This is a genomic window from Prevotella sp. ICM33 (assembly GCF_000517825.1).
Taxonomy (GTDB): domain Bacteria; phylum Bacteroidota; class Bacteroidia; order Bacteroidales; family Bacteroidaceae; genus Prevotella; species Prevotella melaninogenica.
Genome location: NZ_JACD01000007.1, coordinates 28,228 through 54,434, shown reverse-complemented (window position 1 = coordinate 54,434; position 26,207 = coordinate 28,228). Strand labels below are relative to the sequence as shown.

17 protein-coding genes are annotated in these 26,207 nt (G+C 39.3%); 9 read left to right on the top strand and 8 right to left on the bottom strand.

Annotation, left to right across the window (positions count from 1 at the left end; genetic code table 11):
• Window positions 1–8: 8 nt before the first annotated feature.
• The gene (gene mraZ / locus HMPREF1505_RS01585; RefSeq protein ID WP_036921513.1) at window positions 9–494 is read right to left on the bottom strand and encodes a division/cell wall cluster transcriptional repressor MraZ; all 486 of its coding nucleotides are present in this window, start codon (window positions 492–494) and stop codon (window positions 9–11) included.
• Between the two features lie 746 nt (window positions 495–1,240).
• Between mraZ and HMPREF1505_RS01580 the strand changes: the two genes are divergently transcribed.
• Window positions 1,241–2,068: a glycerol acyltransferase gene (locus HMPREF1505_RS01580; RefSeq protein WP_036921510.1), complete on the top strand. Its 828-nt coding sequence runs from the start codon at window positions 1,241–1,243 to the stop codon at window positions 2,066–2,068.
• 80 nt (window positions 2,069–2,148) lie between these two features.
• On the top strand, window positions 2,149–3,147 hold the full coding sequence (locus tag HMPREF1505_RS01575) for a GNAT family N-acetyltransferase (protein WP_036921507.1): 999 nt from the start codon (window positions 2,149–2,151) through the stop codon (window positions 3,145–3,147).
• 143 nt (window positions 3,148–3,290) lie between these two features.
• Here the strand turns inward: HMPREF1505_RS01575 and HMPREF1505_RS01570 are convergent, their stop codons facing one another.
• The 3 genes from HMPREF1505_RS01570 to HMPREF1505_RS01560 form a co-directional block, all read right to left on the bottom strand.
• Window positions 3,291–5,480, bottom strand: coding sequence for a glutamine synthetase III (locus tag HMPREF1505_RS01570; protein WP_036921506.1), 2,190 nt, complete (start codon window positions 5,478–5,480; stop codon window positions 3,291–3,293).
• A gap of 823 nt (window positions 5,481–6,303) precedes the next feature.
• A complete protein-coding gene (locus HMPREF1505_RS01565) occupies window positions 6,304–7,434 on the bottom strand; it encodes an AraC family transcriptional regulator (protein ID WP_036921503.1) in 1,131 nt (376 codons plus the stop codon).
• 227 nt (window positions 7,435–7,661) lie between these two features.
• The gene (locus HMPREF1505_RS01560; protein WP_036921501.1) at window positions 7,662–9,818 is read right to left on the bottom strand and encodes a helix-turn-helix domain-containing protein; all 2,157 of its coding nucleotides are present in this window, start codon (window positions 9,816–9,818) and stop codon (window positions 7,662–7,664) included.
• A 199-nt stretch (window positions 9,819–10,017) separates the two neighbouring features.
• On the opposite strand from HMPREF1505_RS01560, the gene HMPREF1505_RS13610 reads away from it, so the two are divergent.
• Complete coding sequence (locus HMPREF1505_RS13610; protein ID WP_255326816.1) at window positions 10,018–10,143, top strand: hypothetical protein; 126 nt, start codon at window positions 10,018–10,020, stop codon at window positions 10,141–10,143.
• A 470-nt stretch (window positions 10,144–10,613) separates the two neighbouring features.
• Here HMPREF1505_RS13610 and HMPREF1505_RS01555 read toward each other — a convergent pair whose 3' ends face one another.
• The 4 genes from HMPREF1505_RS01555 to HMPREF1505_RS01540 form a co-directional block, all read right to left on the bottom strand.
• Window positions 10,614–11,405 carry a TIGR02757 family protein gene (locus HMPREF1505_RS01555; RefSeq protein WP_036921954.1) on the bottom strand — a complete coding sequence of 264 codons (792 nt, stop codon included), beginning with the start codon at window positions 11,403–11,405 and terminating at the stop codon, window positions 10,614–10,616.
• 250 nt (window positions 11,406–11,655) lie between these two features.
• Window positions 11,656–12,111, bottom strand: a complete 456-nt coding sequence (bcp, locus tag HMPREF1505_RS01550; RefSeq protein WP_036921498.1) for a thioredoxin-dependent thiol peroxidase — start codon at window positions 12,109–12,111, stop codon at window positions 11,656–11,658.
• A gap of 1,144 nt (window positions 12,112–13,255) precedes the next feature.
• Complete coding sequence (locus tag HMPREF1505_RS01545) at window positions 13,256–15,283, bottom strand: M13 family metallopeptidase (protein ID WP_036921495.1); 2,028 nt, start codon at window positions 15,281–15,283, stop codon at window positions 13,256–13,258.
• An 864-nt stretch (window positions 15,284–16,147) separates the two neighbouring features.
• Entirely contained in the window at window positions 16,148–18,679 is a 2,532-nt protein-coding gene (locus HMPREF1505_RS01540; protein WP_051412287.1) for a DUF2339 domain-containing protein, read from the bottom strand.
• 862 nt (window positions 18,680–19,541) lie between these two features.
• On the opposite strand from HMPREF1505_RS01540, the gene HMPREF1505_RS01535 reads away from it, so the two are divergent.
• From HMPREF1505_RS01535 to HMPREF1505_RS01510, 6 genes are all read left to right on the top strand, one after another.
• Window positions 19,542–21,407 (top strand): phosphoethanolamine transferase, encoded by a 1,866-nt coding sequence (locus HMPREF1505_RS01535; protein WP_051412286.1) that lies wholly within the window; start codon window positions 19,542–19,544, stop codon window positions 21,405–21,407.
• A 96-nt stretch (window positions 21,408–21,503) separates the two neighbouring features.
• Window positions 21,504–22,673 (top strand): acyltransferase, encoded by a 1,170-nt coding sequence (locus tag HMPREF1505_RS01530; RefSeq protein WP_081722908.1) that lies wholly within the window; start codon window positions 21,504–21,506, stop codon window positions 22,671–22,673.
• 35 nt (window positions 22,674–22,708) lie between these two features.
• Window positions 22,709–23,734, top strand: coding sequence for an acyltransferase (locus tag HMPREF1505_RS01525; protein ID WP_036921492.1), 1,026 nt, complete (start codon window positions 22,709–22,711; stop codon window positions 23,732–23,734).
• Complete coding sequence (locus HMPREF1505_RS01520) at window positions 23,731–24,621, top strand: decaprenyl-phosphate phosphoribosyltransferase (protein WP_036921489.1); 891 nt, start codon at window positions 23,731–23,733, stop codon at window positions 24,619–24,621. The genes HMPREF1505_RS01525 and HMPREF1505_RS01520 overlap by 4 nt, the downstream gene beginning before the upstream one ends.
• 3 nt (window positions 24,622–24,624) lie before the next feature.
• On the top strand, window positions 24,625–25,230 hold the full coding sequence (locus HMPREF1505_RS01515) for an HAD family hydrolase (protein ID WP_036921486.1): 606 nt from the start codon (window positions 24,625–24,627) through the stop codon (window positions 25,228–25,230).
• Between the two features lies 1 nt (window position 25,231).
• The gene (locus HMPREF1505_RS01510; RefSeq protein WP_197017485.1) at window positions 25,232–25,621 is read left to right on the top strand and encodes a GtrA family protein; all 390 of its coding nucleotides are present in this window, start codon (window positions 25,232–25,234) and stop codon (window positions 25,619–25,621) included.
• Window positions 25,622–26,207: the final 586 nt, after the last annotated feature.

Below are 26,207 nucleotides of genomic sequence, written 5' to 3'. Positions count from 1 at the left end.
GTGGTTGACTAATCGTTGTTTTGTGAAGGGGTGTCAAGCGAGATGGCTCCCTCCATGCCCATGGTTTCTTCCATGGCCTTGCTGAATTCTTCAGCCGACATGAATGGCTCGTTATTTTCACCGTTCGCCCAGATTTCAATGCAGTCGTCCATTCCTGTAAATCTAATCTGCTGGTCGATATTCGCCATTTTTAGATATCGTTTTGGGATGAGGAAACGACCGTTTCCGTCCAATGTAATCATCTCAACATCTGTGACATACTGGCGATATATCATCTGGTCGCGACGGCTCCAGCGACTCAAACGCTTGCGGAGTGCGTCCATTCGTTCGTTCCATACAGACTCGGGATAGAGAACTAAGCATGGCTCGAAGATATCTTTGCGCAATACCAGCGATTCCTCGCCTGATGCGTTGAGCACCTTGCGGAAGACTGCAGGCAGGAAGGCTCTTCCTTTTGCGTCTGTTTTTGCTTCGATATTGCCTAAGAATCTCATGTTTATTTTTTATAAAGCTGTATTTGGCTTCAAAGTTACACATTTTTCCCCACATATCCCCACTATGCTCCACAATATTTTGTTAACGACCTCTATTTTTAGAATATTAACACTTTAGCCGACGTTTCTGTCCTCTTGTCAATTGCGCTTCGTGGTGTACTTGATTTTTGCTGTGTGTTAAGCGTGTTGAGTGAGTTGTGTGGAGTTTTGAAATATATTTACAACTATGAGGGCTTAAAATGCTAATTTAGGTCTAAAAAGTATTGTCCTGAATCCCTTTGTAAGTGTCAGATAACCAAATGGTTATAGAGGTGGTTTTCAAAAGGTGCTTAATCGGACTTCAAAAGGGCGTTAGTTAGGGTCTTAAAGGGCACCTTTCGCAAGCTAAAAGAGCCTTAATTGAACCGCTATTAAGCCTTGATTGAAACTGATGTTGTGAAATATTATTACAAAATACGTTTTTTAGTACGAGTTTTATAGTCCTTTTTTTGCTTTTATTTTCTTCTTTTTGAGTTGCCTTTCTTTCGGTCTTTTTGGCGTATCAAAGTTGGTTTTAGGGCTCATTATGTGAAGTGGAGGATACTAAAAATAGTGGGGTAAAATGGAGCATTTGGTTTTAAATGAGAGTAATCAACGCTGTTGTTGACATGATTTTTTTCTGTTTAAACATATATTTTTTGCAAAAAACGCAAGCTATTCCAAATGGTTTCGTTATTTTTGCATTTTGTTAGGAGAGAATTGAGTACATGGGTGCAGAAATAGAGAAGACGATAGACATAGACAAGATTCTAAGAGATAAGATGGGGGCGAAGGCTAAATTCGTTCCTTCTTTTGCTGTCAATTGGCTAAAAAGAATCCTTCATGAAGATGAGGTTAATCAGTTTCTATGGGATAGTCGTGGTTTGTCAGGGACAGAATGGCTCACGGAGTGTGTTCGATATCTTGACATGACGCTGCAAATCGAAGGTTTAGAGAATCTTCCAGATAAGGATGATGGTAAACTTTATACCTTTGTGTCAAATCATCCCCTTGGTGGACAGGATGGTGTAGCATTGGGATCGATTATCGGTAAGCACTATGATGGCAGATTTCGCTATCTGGTTAATGACTTGTTACTCAATCTTCCGGGCTTAAAACCAGTAAGTATTGGTATTAACAAAACTGGAAAACAGAGTCGTGATTTCCCTCGTATGGTTGAGGCTGGCTTTAAAAGCGATAATCATATTTTGATGTTCCCTGCTGGACTGAATAGTCGTAAGATTAATGGGAAGATTCATGACTTAGAGTGGAAGAAGACATTTATCGCCAAGAGTGTGGAGTATCAGCGTGATGTAGTTCCCATCTTCTTTGGCGGACGTAATTCTAATCGATTCTATCGTATTGCACGTTTCAGTGATAAATACGTTAAGAAGGTGAATATAGCGATGCTATTCCTTGTCGATGAGATGTACAGAAACGTTGGTAAAACGTTCCGTGTTGTAATAGGGAAGCCAATCCCTTGGCAGACGTTTGATAAGAGTCGCACATCGATGGAATGGGCGAAATATGTTGAAGACATGGTTTATGAGCTCTAAAATTTAGCCTTATTAAATGATAGAATAAAGAGTTCAATCAAGCGTTTAGATTTAGAGAAAGAAAAAGATAGATAGAATATATGGAAGAAGAAATCATCCAACCCATTAGCAAGGAGCTACTCAAGAGCGAGTTGACTCCTGAACGGATGCTTCGTTCGACGAACAAAAGTCACAATGAAATTTATGTTGTGACGGCTAAGACTGCGCCAAACGTGATGAAGGAGATTGGACGTCTGCGCGAAATAGCTTTTCGTTCGGCTGGGGGTGGTACGGGCAAATCGATGGATGTCGATGAGTTCGACACGATGGAGAATTGTTGTAGACAGTTGATTGTTTGGAACCCTGAGGCGCAAGAGATTATCGGTGGATATCGTTATATCTTTGGTAGCGAGTGGGAAATAGATAAAAACGGACAGCCAAAGGTCGCAACAAGTCACATGTTCCATTTCTCTGATAAGTTCATGAAGGAGTATGCTCCTTATACAGTTGAACTTGGACGTTCTTTTGTTTCATTGGATTACCAGAACGTTCGTAAGAATTCTAAGAGCATCTTTGCGCTGGATAACCTTTGGGATGGACTTGGAGCGTTGACGGTGTTGTACCCTGAATGTAAGTATTTCTTCGGAAAGATGACCATGTATCCTTCTTATATCCGTCGTGGTAGGGATATGATTCTTTACTTTTTGAAGAAGTATTTTGATGATAAAGAAGACCTTATTATACCGATTAAACCGTTGAAAATTGACACTCCAACCACTGAGTTGGATGCTCTTTTCCAAGGAAATGGTTTCAAGGAAGACTATAGAATATTAAATAGAGAGATACGTGAGTTGGGATATAACATCCCTCCTTTAGTGAATGCTTATATGAATCTTTCTCCAACGATGAAACTCTTCGGTACAGCTATCAACTATGGCTTTGGCGATGTAGAGGAAACAGGTATCCTTATAGCGGTTGATGAGATCTTCGAAGAGAAGCGTGTTCGTCATATTGAGAGTTTTGTAGATGAGCATCCAGAGGCACTGAAGTTTACAAGTGGTGCTAATAATGTTATCTATAAGGAGAAAGAACAGCAGTAATACGTTTCTTAGAAAGATAGAAGAAAGGCAGGTAATCCGTTGATGTTTGGATTACCTGCCTTTCTTTTGGTACTTTCTTCGCCCCTTACAGTGTTAAGTAAAGATACGAAGAAAGTGTTAATTATCGATGAAATCGCAATCTTTTATCTGATAAAGAGCAGTTCGCGATACTTAGGAAGTGTCCAAAGCTCATCGCTGACCACTAACTCTAATTTATCAATCTGATATCGGATGGCTTCCATCTTTGGTGCGATAGTATCATGATAAGCGATTGCTTTTTCGCGTTGACTTTCTATTTTGTTGGCTTGTTTACGTGCATTGACAAGTTCTTCAACACCCGTCTCGATGATGTTTGTGCGTTCAGCAATCTCACGTATAATCTTTATATTACGCTCACTGAGCTGTTTTCCCTCTACATCTCCGAAGATATTGACCATATTCTGCACATTCTTCGCCAGTTGACTCTGGTAATGTGTTGCCACAGGGATGATATGGTTCATCGCCAAATCGCCCATTACACGTGCTTCAATTTGTATCTTCTTGGTGTATGTCTCCCATTTTACCTCGTTACGTGCCTCCAACTCATTACGCTTCATCACGTTCATTGACTCGAACATCTTGATAGAATCTTCGTCAAGGTAGCGGTCGAAGCACTTAGGACAACTTGATTCGCAATCGAGTCCACGCTTCTTGGCTTCTTCCTTCCAGCTATCAGAATATCCGTTTCCATCAAAGTGAATAGGCTTACAGGTCTTGATATCTTCACGAATGATATCGATGATTGCTGATGTTAGGTCTTCACCTTTTTCAACCAAGGTGTCAACGCGCTCACTGAAACGTTCTAAAGCTTCTGCTACAGCAGTGTTCAGTACAATCATTGCAGATGCACAGTTAGCCTCAGAACCTACTGCACGGAACTCAAAGCGGTTACCTGTAAAGGCAAATGGAGATGTACGGTTACGGTCGGTGTTATCGATAAGTAACTCTGGAATCTCTGGAATGTCCATCTGTAAACCAGTCTTTCCAGTAAGGCTAAAGATGTTTTCCTTGTCAGCCTTTTCTATATGCTCAAGGAGATCACTAATCTGTTTTCCGAGGAATGAGGAGATAATAGCAGGTGGTGCTTCGTTAGCTCCAAGACGATGATCGTTGGTTGCACTCATTACTGATGCTTTCAGAAGACCGTTGTGCTTATAGACAGCCATCAAGGTTTCTACGATGAAGACTACAAAACGAAGGTTATCGTTAAGTGTCTTACCTGCTGCATGGAGGAGAATACCAGTGTCAGTGTTTAGGCTCCAGTTGTTATGCTTACCAGAACCATTGACTCCATCGAAAGGCTTCTCATGTAGAAGAACGCGGAAACTATGCTTGTGTGCAACCTTCTTCATGAGTGACATCAATAGCATGTTATGGTCTACAGCAAGGTTACATTCCTCAAAGATAGGAGCCAACTCAAACTGACCGGGGGCAACCTCATTGTGACGTGTCTTGCAAGGAATACCCAATTCGAGTGCTTGTATCTCAAGATCCTTCATGAAAGCTTGTACACGCTCAGGGATTGTACCGAAGTAATGGTCGTCCATTTGCTGGTTCTTTGCAGAGTCATGCCCCATCAGAGTACGTCCTGTAAGCATAAGGTCAGGGCGAGCAAAGTACAAGTCTTCATCTACAAGGAAGTATTCTTGTTCCCATCCAAGGTTAGTATGAACCTGCTTTACGTCTTGATAAAAGTATTGGCAAACCTTAGTTGCTGCAACATTAACAGCATGGAGTGATTTTAATAATGGTGCTTTGTAGTCGAGTGCTTCTCCAGTGTAAGATATAAATATTGTAGGAATACAAAGTGTGTCTTCGATGATGAATACAGGACTGGTTGGGTCCCAGGCTGAATAGCCACGTGCTTCAAAGGTATTGCGGATTCCTCCATTAGGGAAAGAACTGGCGTCAGGTTCCTGTTGAACGAGTAGTTTTCCTGAGAATTCTTCAATCATTCCTCCTTTGCCATCATGCTCGACAAAGGCATCGTGTTTCTCTGCTGTACCTTCTGTTAGCGGTTGGAACCAGTGGGTGTAGTGAGTTGCTCCGTGTTCCTCTGCCCATTTCTTCATGCCTTGCGCTACTGCATCTGCGATGGAACGGTCTAATCGTGAACCGTTGTCAATGACGTCTATCAGCTTTTGGTACACATCAACAGGGAGATACTTGTACATTCTTGCACGATTAAAGACGTACTTACCGTAGAACTGCTCTGGACGTTCTGTAGGTGTCTTGACTTCTAAGGGGCGTTTTTTGAATGCTTCTTCAACAGCTCCAAATCTTAAATTTGCCATATCTTTTGTCTTATAATGAAAGTTCTATCTGCAAAATTAGTTATTTTCAGATTATCTGGCAAAGTATTTAAGGATATTATTCTCTATTATTACAGCCTAATAATTTTTAATCGAAATTGTACTTTAAAGCTGATAGTTATGCTCTTTTCATTCCTATTGTCTTTGAGAAAGGATGCCTCTTAATCCAATAATGCCATTTTGTTTTGGGCTATATAGCTCTTTGTTAACAACAAATGCCTTTCATCTTAGTTGTATATTATAAGGTGTTTAACCCTCCGCACGAATGGTGTTAGTGCTTCGCACGGTTGGTGCTCATGCTCCGCACAGTTAGTGTTTATCAAGAACACGACATGGAACAAGCTATAATACAATGGATAAAAATGGTAGGGAAGAGGTGTGTTTGCCTCATTGTGAATTATAAGGTAGGCTTCTAAAGAATTGTTTATGCGTGAAGTTCTTATGAAACCACGCGATTTGTTGGTTCAAACTATAGAAAAGAAAAAAGTGTATATCTGCTCACGCAGACATACACTCAGCCACTTAACTAAATAACTCAAAAAATTATTTGACTCAAAAAATCATTAGGCAATCTTCTCACGAGGACCATCCTAATTAGTTTAATTTGACTATTAACTTACTAATAACTATTTAAACGTAATTTGATTGCTACTCAAGAAATATCTTTAATTGATATTACAAAGATAGTTATTTTGTGGGAAAAAAGATGTCTGTGCAAATAAATTATATTTGTTATAAGACTTATTTTTTATTATAACTACCTTTTATACCCTTTTTAAACGTCATTTTTCGCCCATTTCATCGATTAAACTTTATCTTCAAGCGATTCTGTGTTTTGAGGTCTTTTAGTGTCGCTAAGCCTCTTCCTATAAATGGTTGGAGCAACTCCGAACCTCTTTTTGAAGGCTTTACTCATAGCCGCAAGGTCGCTATAACCACATTCGTATGCGATTTCTGAGATGTTTTTGTCATCGTTTTTGAGTAACTCACGACAATGAATCATACGACATTCGCTTTGCCAAGATAGGAATGTCTTACCCGCAAACTCATAGATATAGTAGGAGAGGGCTACGGTCTGTATTCCTATAGATGCTGCCGTCTTCTCCATTGTAAGCTCTGTATCAGCCAATGGGAATGGGTCCTGATGAAGCCACTTGTCTATTTTCTCTTTAATAGAGTTGCCTTTGTTATAGTTGTTTGACTCCAAAATCATAATGTGTTTATGTAGATTCACGTAAAAACGTGTGATTGCTATGACAGTAAATATGATACAAATCTTTAATAAGGCATGGTAAATTGTAGACGGAACAAGCTGTCCTATCGTTATCATTGTGAGGAGTATTCCCGTCCCTAAATAGAGTTTGTTACGTCGTGCTATACCTCTAAGGTCTCCGTTTTCATCGATAATTTGATGCTTATATTTAATCTGTTGTGTTACAATCTCTATAATCATCAATAGCTTGCAGAAGAGGATACCTGCTGAAAAGATAATACGCATTAATGCTTGTATTGGCATTGTTTGCTGGAGATCAGCCTGTAGTTGACTGTAATTCTGGTAATGATGAATGTCTCCGTTCGCTGCATATATCATCTGTGGGACAAGTAGTGATAGCGGTAGGAGGTTATAGAATAACAGAGCATACGTATTCTTGTAAATCTTTCCATTGCTGAATGTCGTGCATGTGATAAGGAAAGACTCCCAGAGAAGGTATAATGATAATATCGATGGAACACATAATATTTCGGTTTCATCGTTCTCACTCCGTATAAAATGACAGCAAAGATATAGAAGAAGAAGGGCATAGTCCAATATAATTATTCTACGCTTAAAAGTGAGTGGACCACTTGGTGACTTCCAATACATCAATGCAATGATGGCAAAGCATATAGCCGAAGCAATTATAGCTGCCAATGAAGTTGCATAACTTAGTATCATGATATATTTGTGTTGTTGTCTAATACAAAGATAATAAAATAATCTCAGAAAACCTCACTCTTTCCTTTTTAGTACGGTCTATGCTGGGATTTTATGTTGTATGACAACGTCTCAGAGGTTGTTTTATTTTATTAGGTCTTATTTTTTGACGTTTTTTGATAGTTTGATTACCTTGAAAAGCATGGTAATCCCTCTTTTTATAAGATTGTAAAGGTTTTGTTTAGTCTTTAAGTTACCATTGTTTTCATAATTAATCGTATGTCATTATAGGTTATATCTGAAGGGCATAACTCCTTAATAGGGTTCATTCCACTCTCTGTTCCAACAGCTTTAATTGTCTGTTTGATGATATTTATTTTCTTTTCATCAATCACTTCTTCAAGCTTTATGTCTCCATTTAGGATGTAAGATACGAGATGTCCTTGGATTGTACCTTGTGTCAATCCTCGCTCTTTGGCAATCTTTTCAACGCTTTTTCCAGTTTTGAAGAGGTTATATGTCTGTTCAGAAGTGCTGATTTTTTTCTCTTTAGGTTTGTCTTTATCTTCTTTTCTCTTTCTTCTTTTTCTCTCGTTTCCATCGGAAATACTGTTGAGAATAGCCTCTTGCTTTGCTGTGAGGTAGGTAGTAATCGAGAAACCATCTTCCATTATGCTTTCTAACAGATCATGCTTTGCCAGGTAAGTCTGTTTAAGTTCAGTGTAAGCGTTGTCAAAACGTTTAGCACCTATTTTGTTATTTGTCTGTACTTCCTTGGTCAACTCTATCATTCTACTGAAGATTTCGGTCAACTCACTATGGAAGTAGAGCGCTCCTTTCTTTATTCTCTCCTTGAAATCCTCTTCGTGAAGCTGCTCGGTTGGCATCTTTTTGATAAGATTCTCCCATTTCATCGATACTTGGATGATGCGTGACTCTAAGTCAGTAAGCGCCATCTTATGCAGTGCATTTATCTTTGTAAACTTGAAGAAGAACTCTGTTAATACCCTAAAGAGAGCCGTTTCGTAGGTTTTAATCTCGTTGAAATTGAATAATTCGATAAGTAATTGGCGATGGTATTCTTCTTTCAAGGCAGGTAAAGCGGAGATACTCTTTTCAGCTTCTTCTGTTTGATGTGAGATATACTCACTTACACGGTTATCATTTATAATCGCAGTATTACCAATCGGAGATGCCAAAACCAAACCTTCTAAGGTCTTACAACGACTTAATGCAACATAAACCTGTCCCGAAGCAAAGGACGCTTGTGCATCTATGATAGCATGTTCAAAGGTAAGTCCTTGGCTTTTATGTATCGTAATAGCCCACGCCAGACGCAGCGGATACTGCCTAAAAGTACCCTGCACCTCTGCTTCTATTTGTTTTGTTTTCTCGTTTAAGGTATATTTAGTGTTCTCCCATGTCTCAACTTCAACCTCAAATTCCTCATCCTCTCCAGGGCAAAGAACGTATATCTTCTCGTTATCAACATGGGTGATGTGTCCGATACGCCCATTATAGTAACGTCCATTGTTGTCATTACGTATGAACATCACCTGCGCACCCGTCTTCAGCGTAAGGTTGAAGTCTGTTGGATAGTTGTATTCAGGGAAGTTACCATCCGTTTCTGCGCTAAAGGTATAGGCTTTTGCGGGAAGTTTACGAAGTTGATCTTCGTTATAGCTTTCCGCCATTCTGTTATGTGTTGTCAATCGAATATAATCACTACCTTCCTGTGGTTGGAACGTTGGGTCATATCTTTCGTTGAGGCGTTGGAGGTCCTCTGCAGACACTTTCCCCTCTCTTATATTATTAAGTAAGGTGATGAAAGTTTCATCTTGCTGTCGATAGACGTGGGTTAGCTCAATAGTTACATAGCTAATGCTGCGTAATGCCTTTGAGCCAAAGAAATAAGGAGTGTCATAGTACTGTCGTAATAGTTCCTCTTCTTCTGGAGTTACAACGGGAGTAAGCTGTTGTAAGTCGCCTATCATCAGGAGTTGTACACCACCAAAGGGCTTGTCTGGCTCACGAAAACGACGTAAAACGGAGTCAATTGCATCAAGAACATCAGCTCGTACCATACTAATCTCGTCAATGATAAGCAAATCGAGCGTACGCATAATCTTGCGTTTCTCTTTGCTATAATCAAATCGATTCTTGATGTTAGTATTAGGTACGAAGGGCGAGAGGGGCAACTGGAAAAAAGAATGAATCGTCATACCGCCCGCATTGATAGCAGCCACACCAGTAGGAGCAACAATAATGTTTCGTTTATTGCTGCGCTCTTTGAGTGCGCGAAGGAAGGTTGTTTTACCAGTTCCAGCCTTTCCTGTGAGGAAAATACTTATTCCAGTGTGTTCAACAAAGTCCCACGCATTGCGTAATTCTTGGTTTTTCTCCATTCTTTTTGTGCATTTTTGCTTGCGGCTGGCAAAGTTAGTTTAAATATTTGAGAAAAGCAAGTGATATTTCTTTGATTTACATCAATCGACTTGATACAGGCTAATTAAAAGATAGATTCCTAACTTTATTGTTTGTATCTTTTGTTGGATGTTTTGTTTTTGTCTAACTTTGCACTCGTAATTAAAGGATAACATATTAATGAACAGGGGAAAATGGTTCCCCATTAAAGGTAAAAAGATTATGATTTCAGTAGTATTATCAGCTGTAGTAGTTGCAGCATTGGTAGCAAAGGCAGTTAACTTGAATAATCACATCGCTGCCTAATTAAGAAAGTAATTTAGAAATTTGAGAGTAGTAACAAGGTCCCGTCTGCGTTTATAACGTAGTCGGGATTTTTGTTTTTATTTGTTTTCAAGTACCGACTTTCATTTGTTCACACTCCCTTTCTTTTCTTTTCGGAAACAGGTTTTAGCATTCAGAGGGTGTGAAATAACTTTACAAAAAGAGAGGGGTGGGAGTCTGATATTTACGAAAAAACACCCTTTTGCCCTGCCTTTGTAACTATCTTATAATCAGAGTTGTATGAAAGTGTGTTTTAAAAGGTGCTTAATAAGACTTCAAAAGGGCGTTAGTTAGACCGCAAAAGGGCACCTTTTGCAAGCCAATTAAGCTTTAGTTAGCGTCCAATTAAGCCTCTTTAGTTTTTGAGTCTTTGAATTTTTATTACAAAGGTAATAGAGAATACGAGTTCTTACTTTATCCTTTGAGTCTGTTATCAAACAGGGATGATTGTTCTATTTTTGGTTTACTCCATATCCAAAGAGGGCAAAATCAGCTTTTAGAGGGTCATCAGGAAAGAACTCTAACAGTTTATCGGTTAGTTTTCGAGCAACCGACATAGAAGCAGTCTTGCTTGTGATGAGTCCTAATTGTAGAGACTGCTGTATGACATGGGTGTCAAGCGGGATGATGAGCGAACGTTGGTCGATGAGCTCAGACCATAGTCCAAGGTCTACTGGAGAGTTGGTTCGAACCATCCAGCGTAGGAACATACATACACGTTTACAGCTTGAATTCGTGTTTTTGGGTACGATTCCGACGGCTTCATGTTTTAAAAAATGCGCACAAATGGCTTCAATAGCAGTAATTGTATCTGTCTTTTTACTTCCCTTTTGGAGGTTTGCATAGCTGCGAATATAATTCTCCATGTCGCCATACTCCTCATACATCTTTTGTAGTACATGGAAGAGGTCACACATCATAGCATTGGTATACAAACGATAGAAGCATTGATTGTCATTAGGAATGTCGAGTGTGTACCTTCCTGTTTTAATCCATTCGTAGGGTTCGCTACGTGAACAATCGAGCAGATATTGTATGCGAGGCAGGAAAACTTGTCGTGAACCATAACTTAGGCAAGCAGCAATAAAAGCGATGGTTTCTTGATTTCTTTTGCCAATCACTTGGTGCATAAACCATGATGGGTCGCCATTGAGAAAAGACGAGGTTTCATATTTGTTAGCAAGGGTAAGAAGTCTTTTTCGTAAGGACTTCGTTTCTATATTCTTACAAAAAGACCTCACCATCCCTCCCTCTCCAAGTGAAGAGTGAAGTGAATGGTGAGGTTGCTTTTTATTCCTTAGACTTTTGCTATCTTTGCTTATTGTCTTCGTTTTCTTACTGCTTGTGTCTTGAGCTTTAGACATAGTTGTTTCGTTTCTTTTTTATCACATCTCTTTTAGTAGAGAGCGTTTTTTGATTCTTTTATTATCGGCGTTCTCTTATTATTATGAGCGTGTTATCGACTTTCTGTAACTATGCCTTCCATTGCAAGACTTAGTCTTCAGCAAGGATTTGAGCAGCGTGATCCTTGGTCTTAATTTGCTTTGGACCGATGATGCGCTCAATGATACCATCCTCGTTGATGATGAAAGTAGTGCGGAATGTACCCATGTAGGTGCGGCCATACATCTTCTTTTCACCATAAACACCGAATGTCTCAACGAGCTTTAAGTCGGTATCGGCAATGAGTGGGAAGGGAAGTTCGTTCTTCTCGATAAACTTCTTGTGTGACTTCTCGTCCTGTATACTTGCTCCGATAATCACATATCCCTTATCTCTTAATTCCTTGTAGTTATCACGAAGGTTGCATGCCTGCGCTGTGCAGCCTGATGTTGAATCCTTAGGGTAGAAATAAAGAACTATCTTTTGTCCTTTATAATCGCTCAACTTAATTTCTTTTCCATCCTGGTCAGTTCCCAGAATCTCTGGTGCTTTATCTCCTACGTTCATATTCTTTCTGTTTTTAATTGATGATTTATCTGAACGCAAAGATACTGAAAAGAAATGAAATGATTACAGTTATAGGGGATAAAGATTCTATAAAACTGTTTTTCAGATATTAGTTGGGTGGGGAACAGGATGAATTTTGCACAATAGAGGAATCATCTTGTACTTCTATAAAAAAGGTGTGGGATCTCATCTCACGATGAAATCCCACTGGTAACTAAAAATATCCCATTGAAAATAGGATTTTGGTAGTTATTTTTATTTATGCTAATCTGAAAAGATTCAGTATGTATGTTTCTTTTTTTATTACATTTTAGCAGGTGAATTTAGGCAAGACTTATGATGTTTGTCTGTACATCTATTTGTTTCTTGCAGAACGATGTCTTTGTTTCTTATTCCGTCTTTAATGAAAGAATGTTGTTTTGTAAGCTTACCTACTGCTGCTTGAAATCTTGAATCTTAATCTGTTTATTATGTTCCTGTGATACTCTTTATGCTCAGTAATGCATATAAATTGCGCTGTTATGCAAAAACTTTTTACTATTTTATCTACAATTAAAATTATTGTTGGGTGCAAATATACAATATTTTATTGAATTAATAGATAAATAATACTATTTCTTATCAATAATATGAGAATTAAGGAAAGTATCATGTTTCTCGTTGTACTTGTTAAATTATGACAAAATACTTTGTTGTTACACCTATAATAGAGGCTAATGTGTTTGATTTTTAGGGCTTAAAGATTATTCTATTCGTAAAATATTTAGTTCTAATTTACGGTGAAATCAGCGTTTTTATGCTTAATCTGATAAAAGAATGACTATGAAATATCATTTTTGTTTTTCTCTTTTTTCATCCTTCTCTGTGCTCAAAAAGGTTGCTTGTGGTTATTTATTCCTTGTATTTAGGTTTTAGTATTGTCGACAGGAAGACTTTTGATTTTTGTTTAACAAAAACTACTTTGATGCGAGAAGGTAGAACTTTAAAAAAGAAACGTCCAAAAGTAAGAAGGGAGTGTATCCTTTTTGTTGGACGCACTCCCTTTATATTAGGTATAAAACTCCGTGGTCATTGCTTAATAGATAGTGACACTACAGAGCTTATAAGGCATATCAAATGATATGTACATTATTAAAATATTCTCTTACCAGATGTGTGCACGATTCTGTTGTGGTACGAAGAGTTTGTCACCTTCTTTGATGTCGAAAGCCTTGTACCAATTATCAATCATAGGAAGGGCTGCATTCACACGGCTGATACTTGGTGAGTGAACATCAGAATTGACAATATAAGCAACAAACTGAGGAGCAACGTTGCTTGCCCAGACACGTCCCCAAGCAAGGAAGAAACGCTGTGCAGGTGTGAAACCGTCCATATCGCTCAGTGGTTTTGCCTTCATACTGTTTTCAAGTGCACGGAAGGCAATGTTCAAACCTCCGTTATCACCGATGTTTTCACCGAGTGTCTTCTCACCGTTAACATACAAGCCAGGGATTACTTCCTGCTTATTGAACCAGTCTACAAGAACCTTTGTACGAGCGTCATAGTTCTTCTTATCCTCTTCTGTCCACCAGTTCTTCATGTTACCATCCTTATCAAATTGACAGCCTTGGTCGTCAAATCCGTGACTCATCTCATGACCAATGACAGCACCGATAGCACCATAATTAGCTGCATCATCCACTGTTGGGTCGAAGAAAGGAGGCTGGAGAATAGCTGCAGGGAAGTTAATACTGTTGGTTGTTGGGTCATAGTAAGCATTAACCGTCTGTGGAGTCATGTGCCATTCCTTCTTGTCAACAGGCTTACCCCAGCGTTTAGCAATACGATACTTCATAGCTGCTTCCTGTACAGCCTTCACGTTTTCAATCAATGACTTATTATCATCAATCACGAAAACGCTATCCATATTCTGCCATTTATCAGGATAACCAATCTTAATATCAAATGCTTGCAACTTCTCTAAGGCTTTTTTCTTTGTTGCATCAGTCATCCATGTGTTCTCTTCAATGCGCTGTGCAAAAGCATCTTGGAGGTTCTTTACCAATGTAATCATACGTTGCTTGCTACTCTCAGGGAAGTATTTCTGTACGTAGAGCTTACCTACAGCCTCACCCATGATACCCTGTACGAAAGACAAAGCACGCTTCCAACGTGGCTGTTGCTGCTGAACACCGTATGCCACCTTGGTATATTCAAAGTTACGATCAGAGAAGTTATCAGACAACATACCTGCAGAACTTGAGATAACAGCAAGTTCCATGTAGGCTTTCAATGCGTCTAACGGAGCTGTAGCAAGTATCTTCTCAACTTCATGAACAGGCTCTGGCTGTCCAACATCTACCTTTCCACCGTTATTTGGATAGCCGGAAGCCTTCAAAAGGTAGTTCCAATCGACACCAGGATAGTTTTTCAAGAGTTGCTCCCAAGTCATTGGGTGATAGTTAGCTTGTGGGTCGCGTGACTTTACTTGGTCATAGCTAACCTTTGCAATCTGGTTCTCAATAGAGAAAGCAGCCTCCATCTTCTTCTTAGCAGTTGCAGCATCGTTACCAACCATCTTGAACAAATCATTGTTCAGACTCTTATATGCTGCTATAACAGCCTTCTGTTGGTCGTTAGGCTTTGTGTAATATTCTGGATCAAGACCAAGACCACCTTGTGAGATTCCAATGATATAACGGTCAGAGTTCATTGCATCTACTGTCATACCAAAGCCAACAGGGAAGGTGCCATAGCCTTTCACGTCGAGGTCATACATCAGTTTGATGAGTTCCTTACGATTCTTCGCAGCACGAATCTTAGCCAATACAGGCTTAATAGGGGTATATCCCTCACGGTTGCGGCGTACACTATCCATGTAAAGGTTGTAGATAGAAGCAATCTTCTGTGCTACAGTGCCTTTCGTTTGTGGCTTCTTAGCATAGTCCTCAACCATTTCACGGATGCGTTTCTTGTTCAATTCTTCCAAATCAACAAAGGCACCGTTCATTGGATGCTCCTTGTCAAGCGGATGGCTCTTCAACCAATTACCTGCAGCATACTCATAGAAGTTCTCACCGGGTTTCACGTTAAAGTCCATGTTGTTGCGGTCTATGCCCGACTTCAGTCCCTGTGCCATAGCTGATGTAGCTATGAATGAGACTGCAAAAAGTAAGATTTTTGCTTTCATGTGCTTATTTTTTTATGTGTTAAATATATACTTTTCTGCCATTTAATGTTACTTCTTCTCACCTTAAGGTGTCATTAAGAAGTTACTTGTCTCAGATATTATCTTATTACAAAGGTAAATAAAAAAGACCAATGTTATTCTATTAGTCGTTTTTTTTACTGAAGAACTACATTAGCGATGTGTTTTTTTTATTCTTTTAACATGCTTCGTCGGTAATTTTCGATGTCTTTAAACTTATAAAAGAACAGCTTTATGTGTTGTGACTATCTGTTACTGTAATAGTATTCTCTTGTATGTGAAACTTTTTTTAACCGCATATTGGTTAGTTTGTTTTGGTAGTATAGCTTGCTTCTATCAATAAGTTGAATATATTTCGGTAAGCTGTTATAATGTGTTTAGTACTCCGCACCAATGGTGCGGAGCCCCAACACCATTGGTGCGAACCATCAACACGACATGTGCGGAGTACTCGCACATAGGTTGAGGTTGGGAAGAATGGTGTTTAAAGGCTATTATAATAAAGATAATAAGAGGTTAATAGCTAACTAATATGTGGAAAAACTTCACAAGATAGTCTTGTATATAAGCATTTCTTAATGGTATGTATAATCGAGATTGCACTGCGGACAGTGCAATATTCTGCATAAATTGCACTATCCGCAGTGCAATAAGAATTACTTATGAACAACATTGTGTTGCTCAATATTTAAATAGTAAAGTCTTTTTCTTACAGATATTGCTGCTCTTTTGACAAGGGATAAAGCTGATACCGTATAATAGCAATCGCCCTCATCAGTCCAAGAAAAAAATAAAGTTTGGACAGATGAGGGTGATTGTTGTTATGTTAATGTCTGATGTTGAGGCTTACTCCTGTTCTTGTTCCTTCTCATTGAAGAGAGCATCTTTAAGCTTCTGATAGAGGAATGAGAGGATAAGGAGAAGGGCTCCAAGGCTGATGAATACAATAATCTTGCCGAGAGCAGGCATTGCCCATACGTCATTGAGAATGAGTTTGCCAATGATAATACCGAATTCTGCCAAGCTAACAATACGAATCTCCTTACTGTGGTAACGCATACCGATACACATCAAGATGAAGGCTGCAATACCTAACGACAAAGAGAAGGCGGTACTGAAGTTTACTTCATTGAAAGTAATCAGCAGTAAGCGCGTCAAAGTAAGCCACATCAGTGTTGATATAATGGAGTATTCTATATGTAAGTTTCGCTGATTAGAGGTTACAAGGAGTTGCCCACGCATACAATATGCCATATAAGCGATTGTTACGAGTGCCATTAACCATCTCAGTAAGAGTCCTTCTGGATCAGTGTAATTCCATACAGTCATAGCAAATAAGATTCCTGCAAGATAGAGGCTTATCTCGTATGCTAACTTATTTTCACTTATTTCGAAGCGTTTGCGCAGGATAAGTGCTCCTCCTAAGAGCATTATGTTTGCTGTAAGTAGAGACGCATACTCTGATATTGGTTGCTCAAGATGGAAGTGGAAGTTGTCTCTGAAAGCAAGGAACAGGATGCTGAAGCCCAACGCATAGGCTATAGCATTGCATGGAGTGTATGCGATTAAACGCTTCGTATCACTGAATAGGTCCTTATTTAATTGCATAATGACAGCTACAACATAGTAGGCTATACTTACAAATGTAGTCACAAAGAAGGCACCATTGAAGAATAAACTATCTCCTGTATCATGGATGAAGGTGTCAGTTGTTCTGTAGTATGCCAATGCTCCCAACGTTAGGAGTAATAATACTGCTGAAGCCAACTCGTAGATTCTGTTTTTCTCCTTTGTGAAGAGCCACAAAAGAAGTACTGACTCAGCTGCCCATACCATAAGAACATTGGCTGTGCTGAACAGAATTGGAATACCCATAGAGGCGAATGTGACCGCAAGTCCTAACATAAGGTTGCGCAGTGTGTCTTGTCCTTCGACGCGGAATCGCAAATAAAGGTGTATTGCCAGGTTGACAGCAGCTATGAAGAAAGCTAAGTAAGCTGTCGTATCAGATGATGCTTCGAAGTGTTGTAAGAGGAAATCGCCATAAATAAGATACATGAAGCTATTAGCTGTGATGATACCCAATAGTCCAAGTCTGGTATTTTCACCATACTGTGTGCGCAGAATAAAGACAACAGGCAATAGGAAGATGACGTAGAATAATGTCGCAAAAGCAAATAGGGTAGGATAAGTTGTGACAGCCTCGCTATCAGAGAATGATCCTAATGCTGTTGTTCCCCATAATATTATATAGGTGAAAGCGAAGGAAACCATAGGTAGTATTGCCCATTTCTTATACATTGCAAGGCAGAACATACCAATGTTCAATATGGTAATATAAATCTGTAGGCTAATGATACTACTTGAGTCCGTACTAATAATGAAAGGTGCAATAAAGCCGCCAACGAGTGCTGTGACTGCCAATTCCTTCCTATCGTATAGGACGGAGACTGCCGACATGAAGATAGTTGTGGCGCATAAGATCACGAATGCTATTGTATGAGAGAATAGGGCATAGTAATGGAAGGCGATGGCTGTAATCAAATAGTAGATACCAAAGGCACCACCTGCTAACAGTGAACTGAAAGTATGGTAGCGTTTGTGTAATCGTTCAGCCAGTACTAACATACCTGCGCCGACCGCATAGCCCATCAATGTGCGTGCAGTCTCATTGATCCAGTTCTGGTCGATAGCATATTTAACGAAGAAACCGATACCAATGATAAAGATGAGAATACCAATCTTTCCAAAGAGGTTCTCACCGATATATTTCTCAAAGTTGGTCTCAGAAGTGGCATATTCTTCTATTTCCTCCTCTTCCTCCATAGCCATTGCAGGTTCTTCCTGTTCTTCTTCTACAGGTTCTTCAATGGTTTCTGGGGTTTCTTCCTCAACTTCTGGAGTCTTATCCTTTGTCTCTTGAATAGGAATTTCTACAGTAGAAGGTCTGATATCCTCATTGTGTACAATAGGAACTTCTATAGTTTCTGGTGTTTCTTGTCGCTCTGGCTGTTCGTTTTCACCCGTAGTCTCTGTTTCTTTAGCCTTTTCGGTTGTTGGTATTTCGTCCGTTATAGGTTGTTGCCACCAGTTAGGATTAGGATTTACGGACTCATTCTGAACTTCCTTCGAAGTTTCTACGACCTGCTCCTTAGGTTGTTCAAGAGTTTCTTTTGGCTTTGTTTCTGTTGCAGTTTCAGTTTGTTTCTGTTTCTCACGCTGCATCTTTTCAATGATAAGTTTCAGTGTGGAAATCTCAAAACTGACGTTGTTTAGCGTATTACTTATTTGGTTAAGCTTGGAGATAAGATAGAAGAAGCCCAATAATGCTATTGAAAATAAGATGATACTAAAAAAGGATAGAAGGTCATATTCCATGTTCTAAGTATTTAGTTTTGGGTGTAAAGATAATCATAATGTATGATAATGACGAATGTTAACCAAGAATAATACTTATTTCTTTTGTTTTTAAGGGTGGAAGAATTCGGCTTTTATCCCAAATTGGAAGCCATACTATAGTAAAAATTAAGTTCTTCGGTTGAATGTGTGTATGCTTTTTGTATAGCGTTAACGGAACAAAAACATAGTTAGGGCTGGCTACTATCTATTCTTTTCTCATCCTCCGAGCAGAGCCCCTTTTGCTTTTTAATACTTTAAAAGTAATAGATAACGCTTTGAAAAATCATTACATAAATTCGAGTAAACGATCTATAAATAAGAACAAAAATACATGTGAAAAGCGATATTGTAATCATCAGTAATTCAGTTAGTTATAAAGTAGTGTCGGAAAAGGTGCTTAGTTGGACTTCAAAAGGGCGTTAGTAAGGGTCTTAAAGGGCGTCTTTTGCAAGTCAATTAGGCGTCTTTTAGAAGCCAAAAGAGCATGTATTGGTTTCGGGGAGTATGAAAATAATTTACAAGCAGCGTTGGTATGGTAATAGGTTGCTTGTAGAGTACTGAATGACATAGTATCAATTTGCATTTTATCTTGTAGTTTATCCTCCCTTGTAATATTCTATTTTCAATCTATATATTTAATTGTAGAACCCAAGATTATACCTATTGTAGGCTAATGAGAGTATAGTTTAAACCTATACGGGAAAGCATCCATATATTTAAAGGAAGGACCTATAAAACCCATACGAAACAAGACTTAGTTGCTAACACCGTATTATTTTGTATTTAAACTTTGCCTTGTACTAAAATAGTGTTAACTTTGCAAGCAAATATATACGTTTACATGAAATTTATTAAGTATGCTGTCAGTTTACTGAATAAGGCGTATCAGCCCATTAAGGACAACGCCTCATTCTTTTTCTTCATGTACCTTATCGGTATATTAGTATCATATGCGGAGTTGCCAACCAACAACCCCGATGCTGCCGTATATAGTAACCTGTGGTTAGAGTTGTTTCTCGACCTATATGTTATCTGCATCATTCTTACACTATTCCCTCTAAAGATTCGCCGATGGATTCGTGCTTTTTTGTATATCATCGCTTACTGCACGAGTCTTACCGACCTCTTCTGTTGGGTAAAGTTCCAATCAACGTTGAATCCGTCAATGCTCCTACTTGTTGGTGAGACTGATGAACGTGAGGCAAGCGAGTTTTTCAGTAGTTATTTTACGTCTGACCTTATCTTCTCAAGTGTAGGATTACTACTGCTTGTGATGCTTATTCATATTCTAACAACATTTCTGAAGAAGGTAAAACTGTCACCAGCTATTAGCTATAAGGTTACTGTGGCGAAACAAATCATTAATCATAGTCACCACATACTTGGGGGTGTTTGTCTTGTATTTCTTGGTTGGGCGATTGAATCATCTGCGAACAACAAGAAAGAAATGGTACAAATGTTCTCTTTAGACACCATTGGCTCTGTAGAACATGAGCTAACAACGTCAGACTGTGCGCAGTTCTATTTGCCTGTTTATCGCCTTGCTTTCAGTATTTTCTCTAATGAGTTAGCATCGCAACAAGTTGACCGTCTCATCGAAGCTAAAGACAAGATGAGTGTGGATAGTTGTTCGTTTAAATCGCCAAATATCGTCCTTATCATCGGTGAAAGCTATGGAAAGCTGCATTCACAACAGTATGGCTACTTCATGCCGACGACCCCACGTCAGATTAAACGAGAGAAGTCGGGATTACTTGTACCGTTCAGTGATGTCGTAGCACCATGGAATCTGACCAGTTTCGTGTTTAAGAACGTCTTTTCTCTACACGTTGTTGGAGAGAAAGGGGAGTGGTGCGATTACCCACTTTTCCCTTCACTCTTCCGTAAGGCAGGCTATCATGTGACCTTTATCACTAATCAGTTCTTGCCTAAGGCAAAGCAGGCTGTGTATGATTTTAGTGGTGGATTCTTCCTTAATCATCCAGAACTTTCAGAGGCGATGTTCGATTCACGCAATCAACAATTATACCGATTTGATCGAGGATTGCTCGATGATTACGATAAAAATCAGCAACAACACAACACCGATCATAATCTTATCATCTTCCATCTCCTCGGACAGCACGTCAAATATAACCAACGTTTTCCAAGCGACCGTCGCCACTTTAAGGCAGAAGATTATGAGAAGAAACGTGCCGACCTTGATGGAAAACAGCGAAATGTATTGGCTGATTACGACAACGCTATCTTATATAATGACTCCATTGTAGATGCTATTATTAGTCGTTTTGAGGACAAGGAGGCTATCATTATCTATATGCCTGATCATGGAGAGGAATGCTATGAGGGTAATCGTGGATTCATATGCCGCAATCACTCGGCTGCTATTGATTACGACTTAGCGCATTATGAGTTTGAGATTCCTTTCTGGATCTTCTGCTCTTATAAGTATGCTGCTAAGCATCCCGACATTTACAAAGAAATAATCGGTGCTAAAAATCGTCGTTTTATGACGGATGCACTACCGCACATGCTACTCTATTTGGCAGGTATTCATACGAAAGACTACCATGCAGAGTATAATATCCTCAGTCCACAATACAATGAAATGAGACCGAGAATACTAAAGAATACAACGGATTACGATAAGCTTACTCGTCCTTCGGAGAAGCATCTCTTACCGAAGCAGAAGTCTATATCAAAATAGAAGACAGCTTCCAAGGTGGCTGTTGGACGCATAGAGGGGAATTAGATCAGTATAAAGAAACGCTTAAAGCGCACAAAATCAATCATTAAAGTTAGGATGTTTAATAAGGAAAGGAATACATATACAGAACAATCCGTACCAGAACAGAGGAAAGAACGCCGGGAAGCGTTGCTTACACGGGTAGAGTGTGATGCGTTGAGAGGGCTTGCCATTATCGGAATCTTCCTACATAACTACTGCCATTGGTTGCGTCCAGTGGTAAAGGAGAACGAATATCAGTATTTTCAACGCAATGTAGACAAACTCTATCAAGTGTTACAAGGGGCGTGGAACGAATTGTTCTTCTTTCATATTCTATCGTTCTTTGGGCATTATGGAGTACTTGTATTCCTCTTCTTATCAGCATACGGCTTGACAATGAAGTACGAAAAGCAACAGCCAACAGTGCCAACAAGTATGCTGCAGTCACAATCAAGTCTTCCAGTCTTTGGTTTTATTAAATATCATTGGGTAAAGCTTTTCCGTATGATGATAGTTGGCTTTGTGGCTTTTACGATGGTTGACGCTATTACAGACGCTCCACACGATTATCATGTGATGGATATTATCGGTCAAATGGGACTTTTTAATAATCTTCTTCCCAATCCCGACGATATTATTTGGCCTGGTCCTTACTGGTTCTTTGGGCTTATGATACAGTTGTATATCGTGTATCGACTTTTCCTTTATCGCCGACATTGGGCATGGAATGTTATGTTGATAGTGCTTTGCTTTGCCATACAGTTATCCTGTGAACCAGAGAGTGAGGCTCTGAACCGCTGGAGATATAACTTTATCGGTGGGATGCTGCCATTCGGCTTTGGTGTACTTTATGCGAGATATGCACACGCCTGGACGACTGCTACAAACCTTGTAGCCTTTGTTCTTTCGTTATTTGCCATATTACTGACGAGCTTCAACTATATAACATGGTATTTTGTTCCACTTGTAATATGTGTTGCCTCTATTACTTTCGTGAGATTACTCAGTTGGATAGAAGGTGTAGTTGGCAATAAGTACTTCTCTGTTATGAATGTTCTCTCGTGGGTTGGCAGCATATCAGCAGCCCTTTTCGTCTGTCATCCTATCACAAGAAAGATATTTATTCCAATCTCTCGGGGGGGAGAATATTGGACGGGACTTCTCCTTTACGTTATCTCTTCGCTTTGTTTAGCATGGTTGTTCAAAGAGTTAATGAAGAAGATACCGAGTCCAAAGTTAAAGTAAAGGAGTCTTATAAACACACGATTTCATCGCAATAAATGAAGATAAGAAACATTGAATTAGCTGATATAAGCCGTTACCGAGGAGAGTTGATGGGGTTGGCCATCATCTTCGTTATTCTTTTTCATGTGGGATTGCCACGTGAAGATGCCTTCTTTGGCTTGAAGAGAATGGGTAATATCGGTGTAGACTTCTTTCTCTTCTTGAGCGGTATGGGCTTGTGGTTCTCTTGGACAAAGCACCCTTCCCTGCGAAAGTTTTATCTTCGACGTTTCTTACGTGTCTATCCTACTTGGCTCTTCATGGCCTGTCTCTACTATATACCCGATTTTCTTAACGTCAATCTCACAGGACATAGCGGGCACAGTATGAATATCATCGATCTCATCGGGGATATAACGATTAACTGGGACTTCTGGATGCACAATGAGCTAACGTTCTGGTATATCCCAGCTATTATGGTTTTCTATCTTGTGAGTCCATTTTATATGATGCTTATCGCCAAGAATCCTATCTATCGTTGGACTCCTGTTATCATGATAATGTGGTGTGTAGTGGTGGAATATATTACCCCCCTGCATGATTCAGTAGGTCATTTAGAGATATTCTGGAGCCGTGCACCCATCTTCTTTATAGGTATTAACATTGCAGAGGCGGTTAAACGGAAAGACATCGTGGGTGGCTCGGCTATTTGGATGATAGTGATAACATTCGTTATCGCCCTTTCCTCTTGTCTGTTTCTTGAACAAGAGAAGCACGGACAGTTCCCTTTATTTCTTGAACGTATGCTTTATATACCCCTTACGTTTACATCGATTATCCTCTTCAATCAAGTCCTTCGTCATACACCAAAGTATATCAACAAAATACTAAAAGTATTTGGTGCATTGAGTTTGGAACTTTATTTGATACATTCCCACTTCGTACTTGATTATCTTGAGCAGACTGATTGGTCTTATTGGTACAAGTTTGTTGCGACGACTGTCATCAGTCTGATATTTGCATGGCTCTTACAGACTGTAGTTAAAGGGATTATAACGCCCATAGAGAATAGAATAAAATGAAGAACCTTATACTGTTAATACGTCCACATCAATGGATTAAGAATCTTATCGTCTTCCTTCCAGTCTTCTTTGGAGGTGCTTTACTGCAATGGGAAGCGGTTTATGCAGGGTTAATCACTACCCTGTCTTTTAGTCTGACGGCCTCGTCAATCTATTGTCTGAACGATATTGTCGATGTTCATGATGATCGTCAGCACCCAGTGAAATGTCATCGTCCAATGGCATCGGGGGCTGTTAGCATTACACAGGGCTATATATTGATGGGATTGATGTTTATTCTATCGATGACTTCGACCTTTTTATTGCATGCACGTCAGGTTGAGACAGCCAGTGTAATAATCTTCTATTGGCTGTTAAATATAGGTTATTGTCTCCGTTTGAAGCGTTATGCAATCATTGACGTGTGTGTTGTCGCCTTCGGATTTGTACTTCGTATCCTTGCCGGAGGATATGCAACAGACATACATCTGAGTAAGTGGATTGTTCTGATGACATTCTTGTTAATGCTCTTCTTGTCCTTTGCAAAACGCCGTGACGATGTTGTGAAGATGAACGAGACTGGCCATGCACCTCGCCAGAACACAATTCGTTATAATCTTACGTTTATCAATCAAGCCATTACGATTACAGCGAGTGTCACCCTCGTGTGTTACATTATGTACACAGTAAGTCCTGAAACCATTGCAAATTTCCACACGGATCACCTTTATCTGACCAGTGTTTTTGTACTCTTAGGACTACTTCGTTATATCCAAATATCAGTTGTCGACAAGAAGAGTGGCGACCCAACAAAGGTGATGATACACGATCGTTTCATGCAGCTCATCGTCTTAGCTTTCGGACTTGCCTTCCTTTTCATTATCTACGTACTTAAGACTATCCAATAGGACATGAGAAAGATATATGCTTTCGACTTCGATGGCACACTGACTACTAAGGACACTCTCCTTGAATTTATCCGCTTTGCAAAAGGAAGCGGACAAATGTTTCGTGGTTTTCTACTCTTTTCACCCCTCCTCCTACTGATGAAACTGCATCTTTATCCTAACTGGAAGGCAAAGCAGCAGGTTTTTTCTTACTTCTTCAAAGGGATGAATATTGACGATTTCAACGCACTTTGTACACACTTTGCAGAGCAAAACAAACACCTACTTCGCCCTACAGGGATAGAGAAAGTAAGACAGGCTATCGAAGAAGAACAAGCCACTGTACTTATTATTAGCGCAAGCATTGACAACTGGGTACGACCTTTTTTCGATGAAATCGACAAAAAGATACAGGTATTAGGGACGCAAATAGAAACAAAGGGAGGTCGTCTAACAGGACAATTTACCACTAAAAACTGCTATGGACAGGAAAAGGTGAATCGCCTCACAGCGCTTTATCCACATCGTGAAGCCTACGACTTAATCGCCTTTGGTGACAGTAGAGGTGACAAAGAACTACTTGACTTTGCAGATAAAGGCTTTTACAAACCTTTCAGAAATAAGAAATAGAATGCTGAAGAATGAAATAAAGGACAAGAAAAAGCTCGGTGAAATCGTACGTTTTATCATCGTTGGATCATCGGCTGCAGCCATACAATACGGCACATATTTGCTGTTAATATGCTGGCTACAGCCCCTCATTGCAAATACCATTGCTTACCTTGTTAGCTTCACATTCAACTATATTGCTTCCACACGTTACACCTTCCGTGTAAAGTCGACTACCAAACGAGGCGTAGGCTTCATCTTTTCGCATATCATCAACTTCCTTTTGCAAAGTTTCTGCCTGAAAATCTTCCTTCTTTTAGGTCTCAGCAAGCAGATAGCATTGATTCCTATGTTCGCTATTTGTGTTCCAATCAACTTCCTTTTAGTGCGCTTTTTCTTACATAGGAAGTAAGGTGTTACTCCTTATTAAGCCCCAGACCAAGATTTCGAAAAGCTGCAGATGGGTATTTGAAAAATCATTACATAATTTCGAATAAGACATTAATAAATGACGGCAAAAACACATATACGAAGCGGTTTTGTAACCATAAGGAAATCAATTAGTTATAAAAAGGTAAACGAAAAGGTGCTTAATTGGACTTCAAAAGGGCGTTAATAAGAGCCTTAAAGGGCACCTATTGCAAGCTAATTAGGCGTCTTTTAGAAGCCAAAAGAGCATGTATTGGTTTTGAATTGTATGAAAATAATTTACAAACTTCAATTAATAAGGGAATAAGTTGTTTGTGAATACAGATAGACTTCGTACCTAATGACGTTTATCATGTAGTTTATCTGCCGTTTTAAAACCCTCTAATTGGGGGTAATCATACCATGTATGTGGATTAAACTCATTCTGTTAACAATCTACGCATTTAACGGAAGAACCTTTATTATCATAAAAAGAAGTCGAAATAGTAGGCAGATAGCTACGTGCAAAACGAGTTCTTCTCCTTATTTCCTTTGTTAAATGTGCTTTAATTCGTACCTTTGTACCAAAT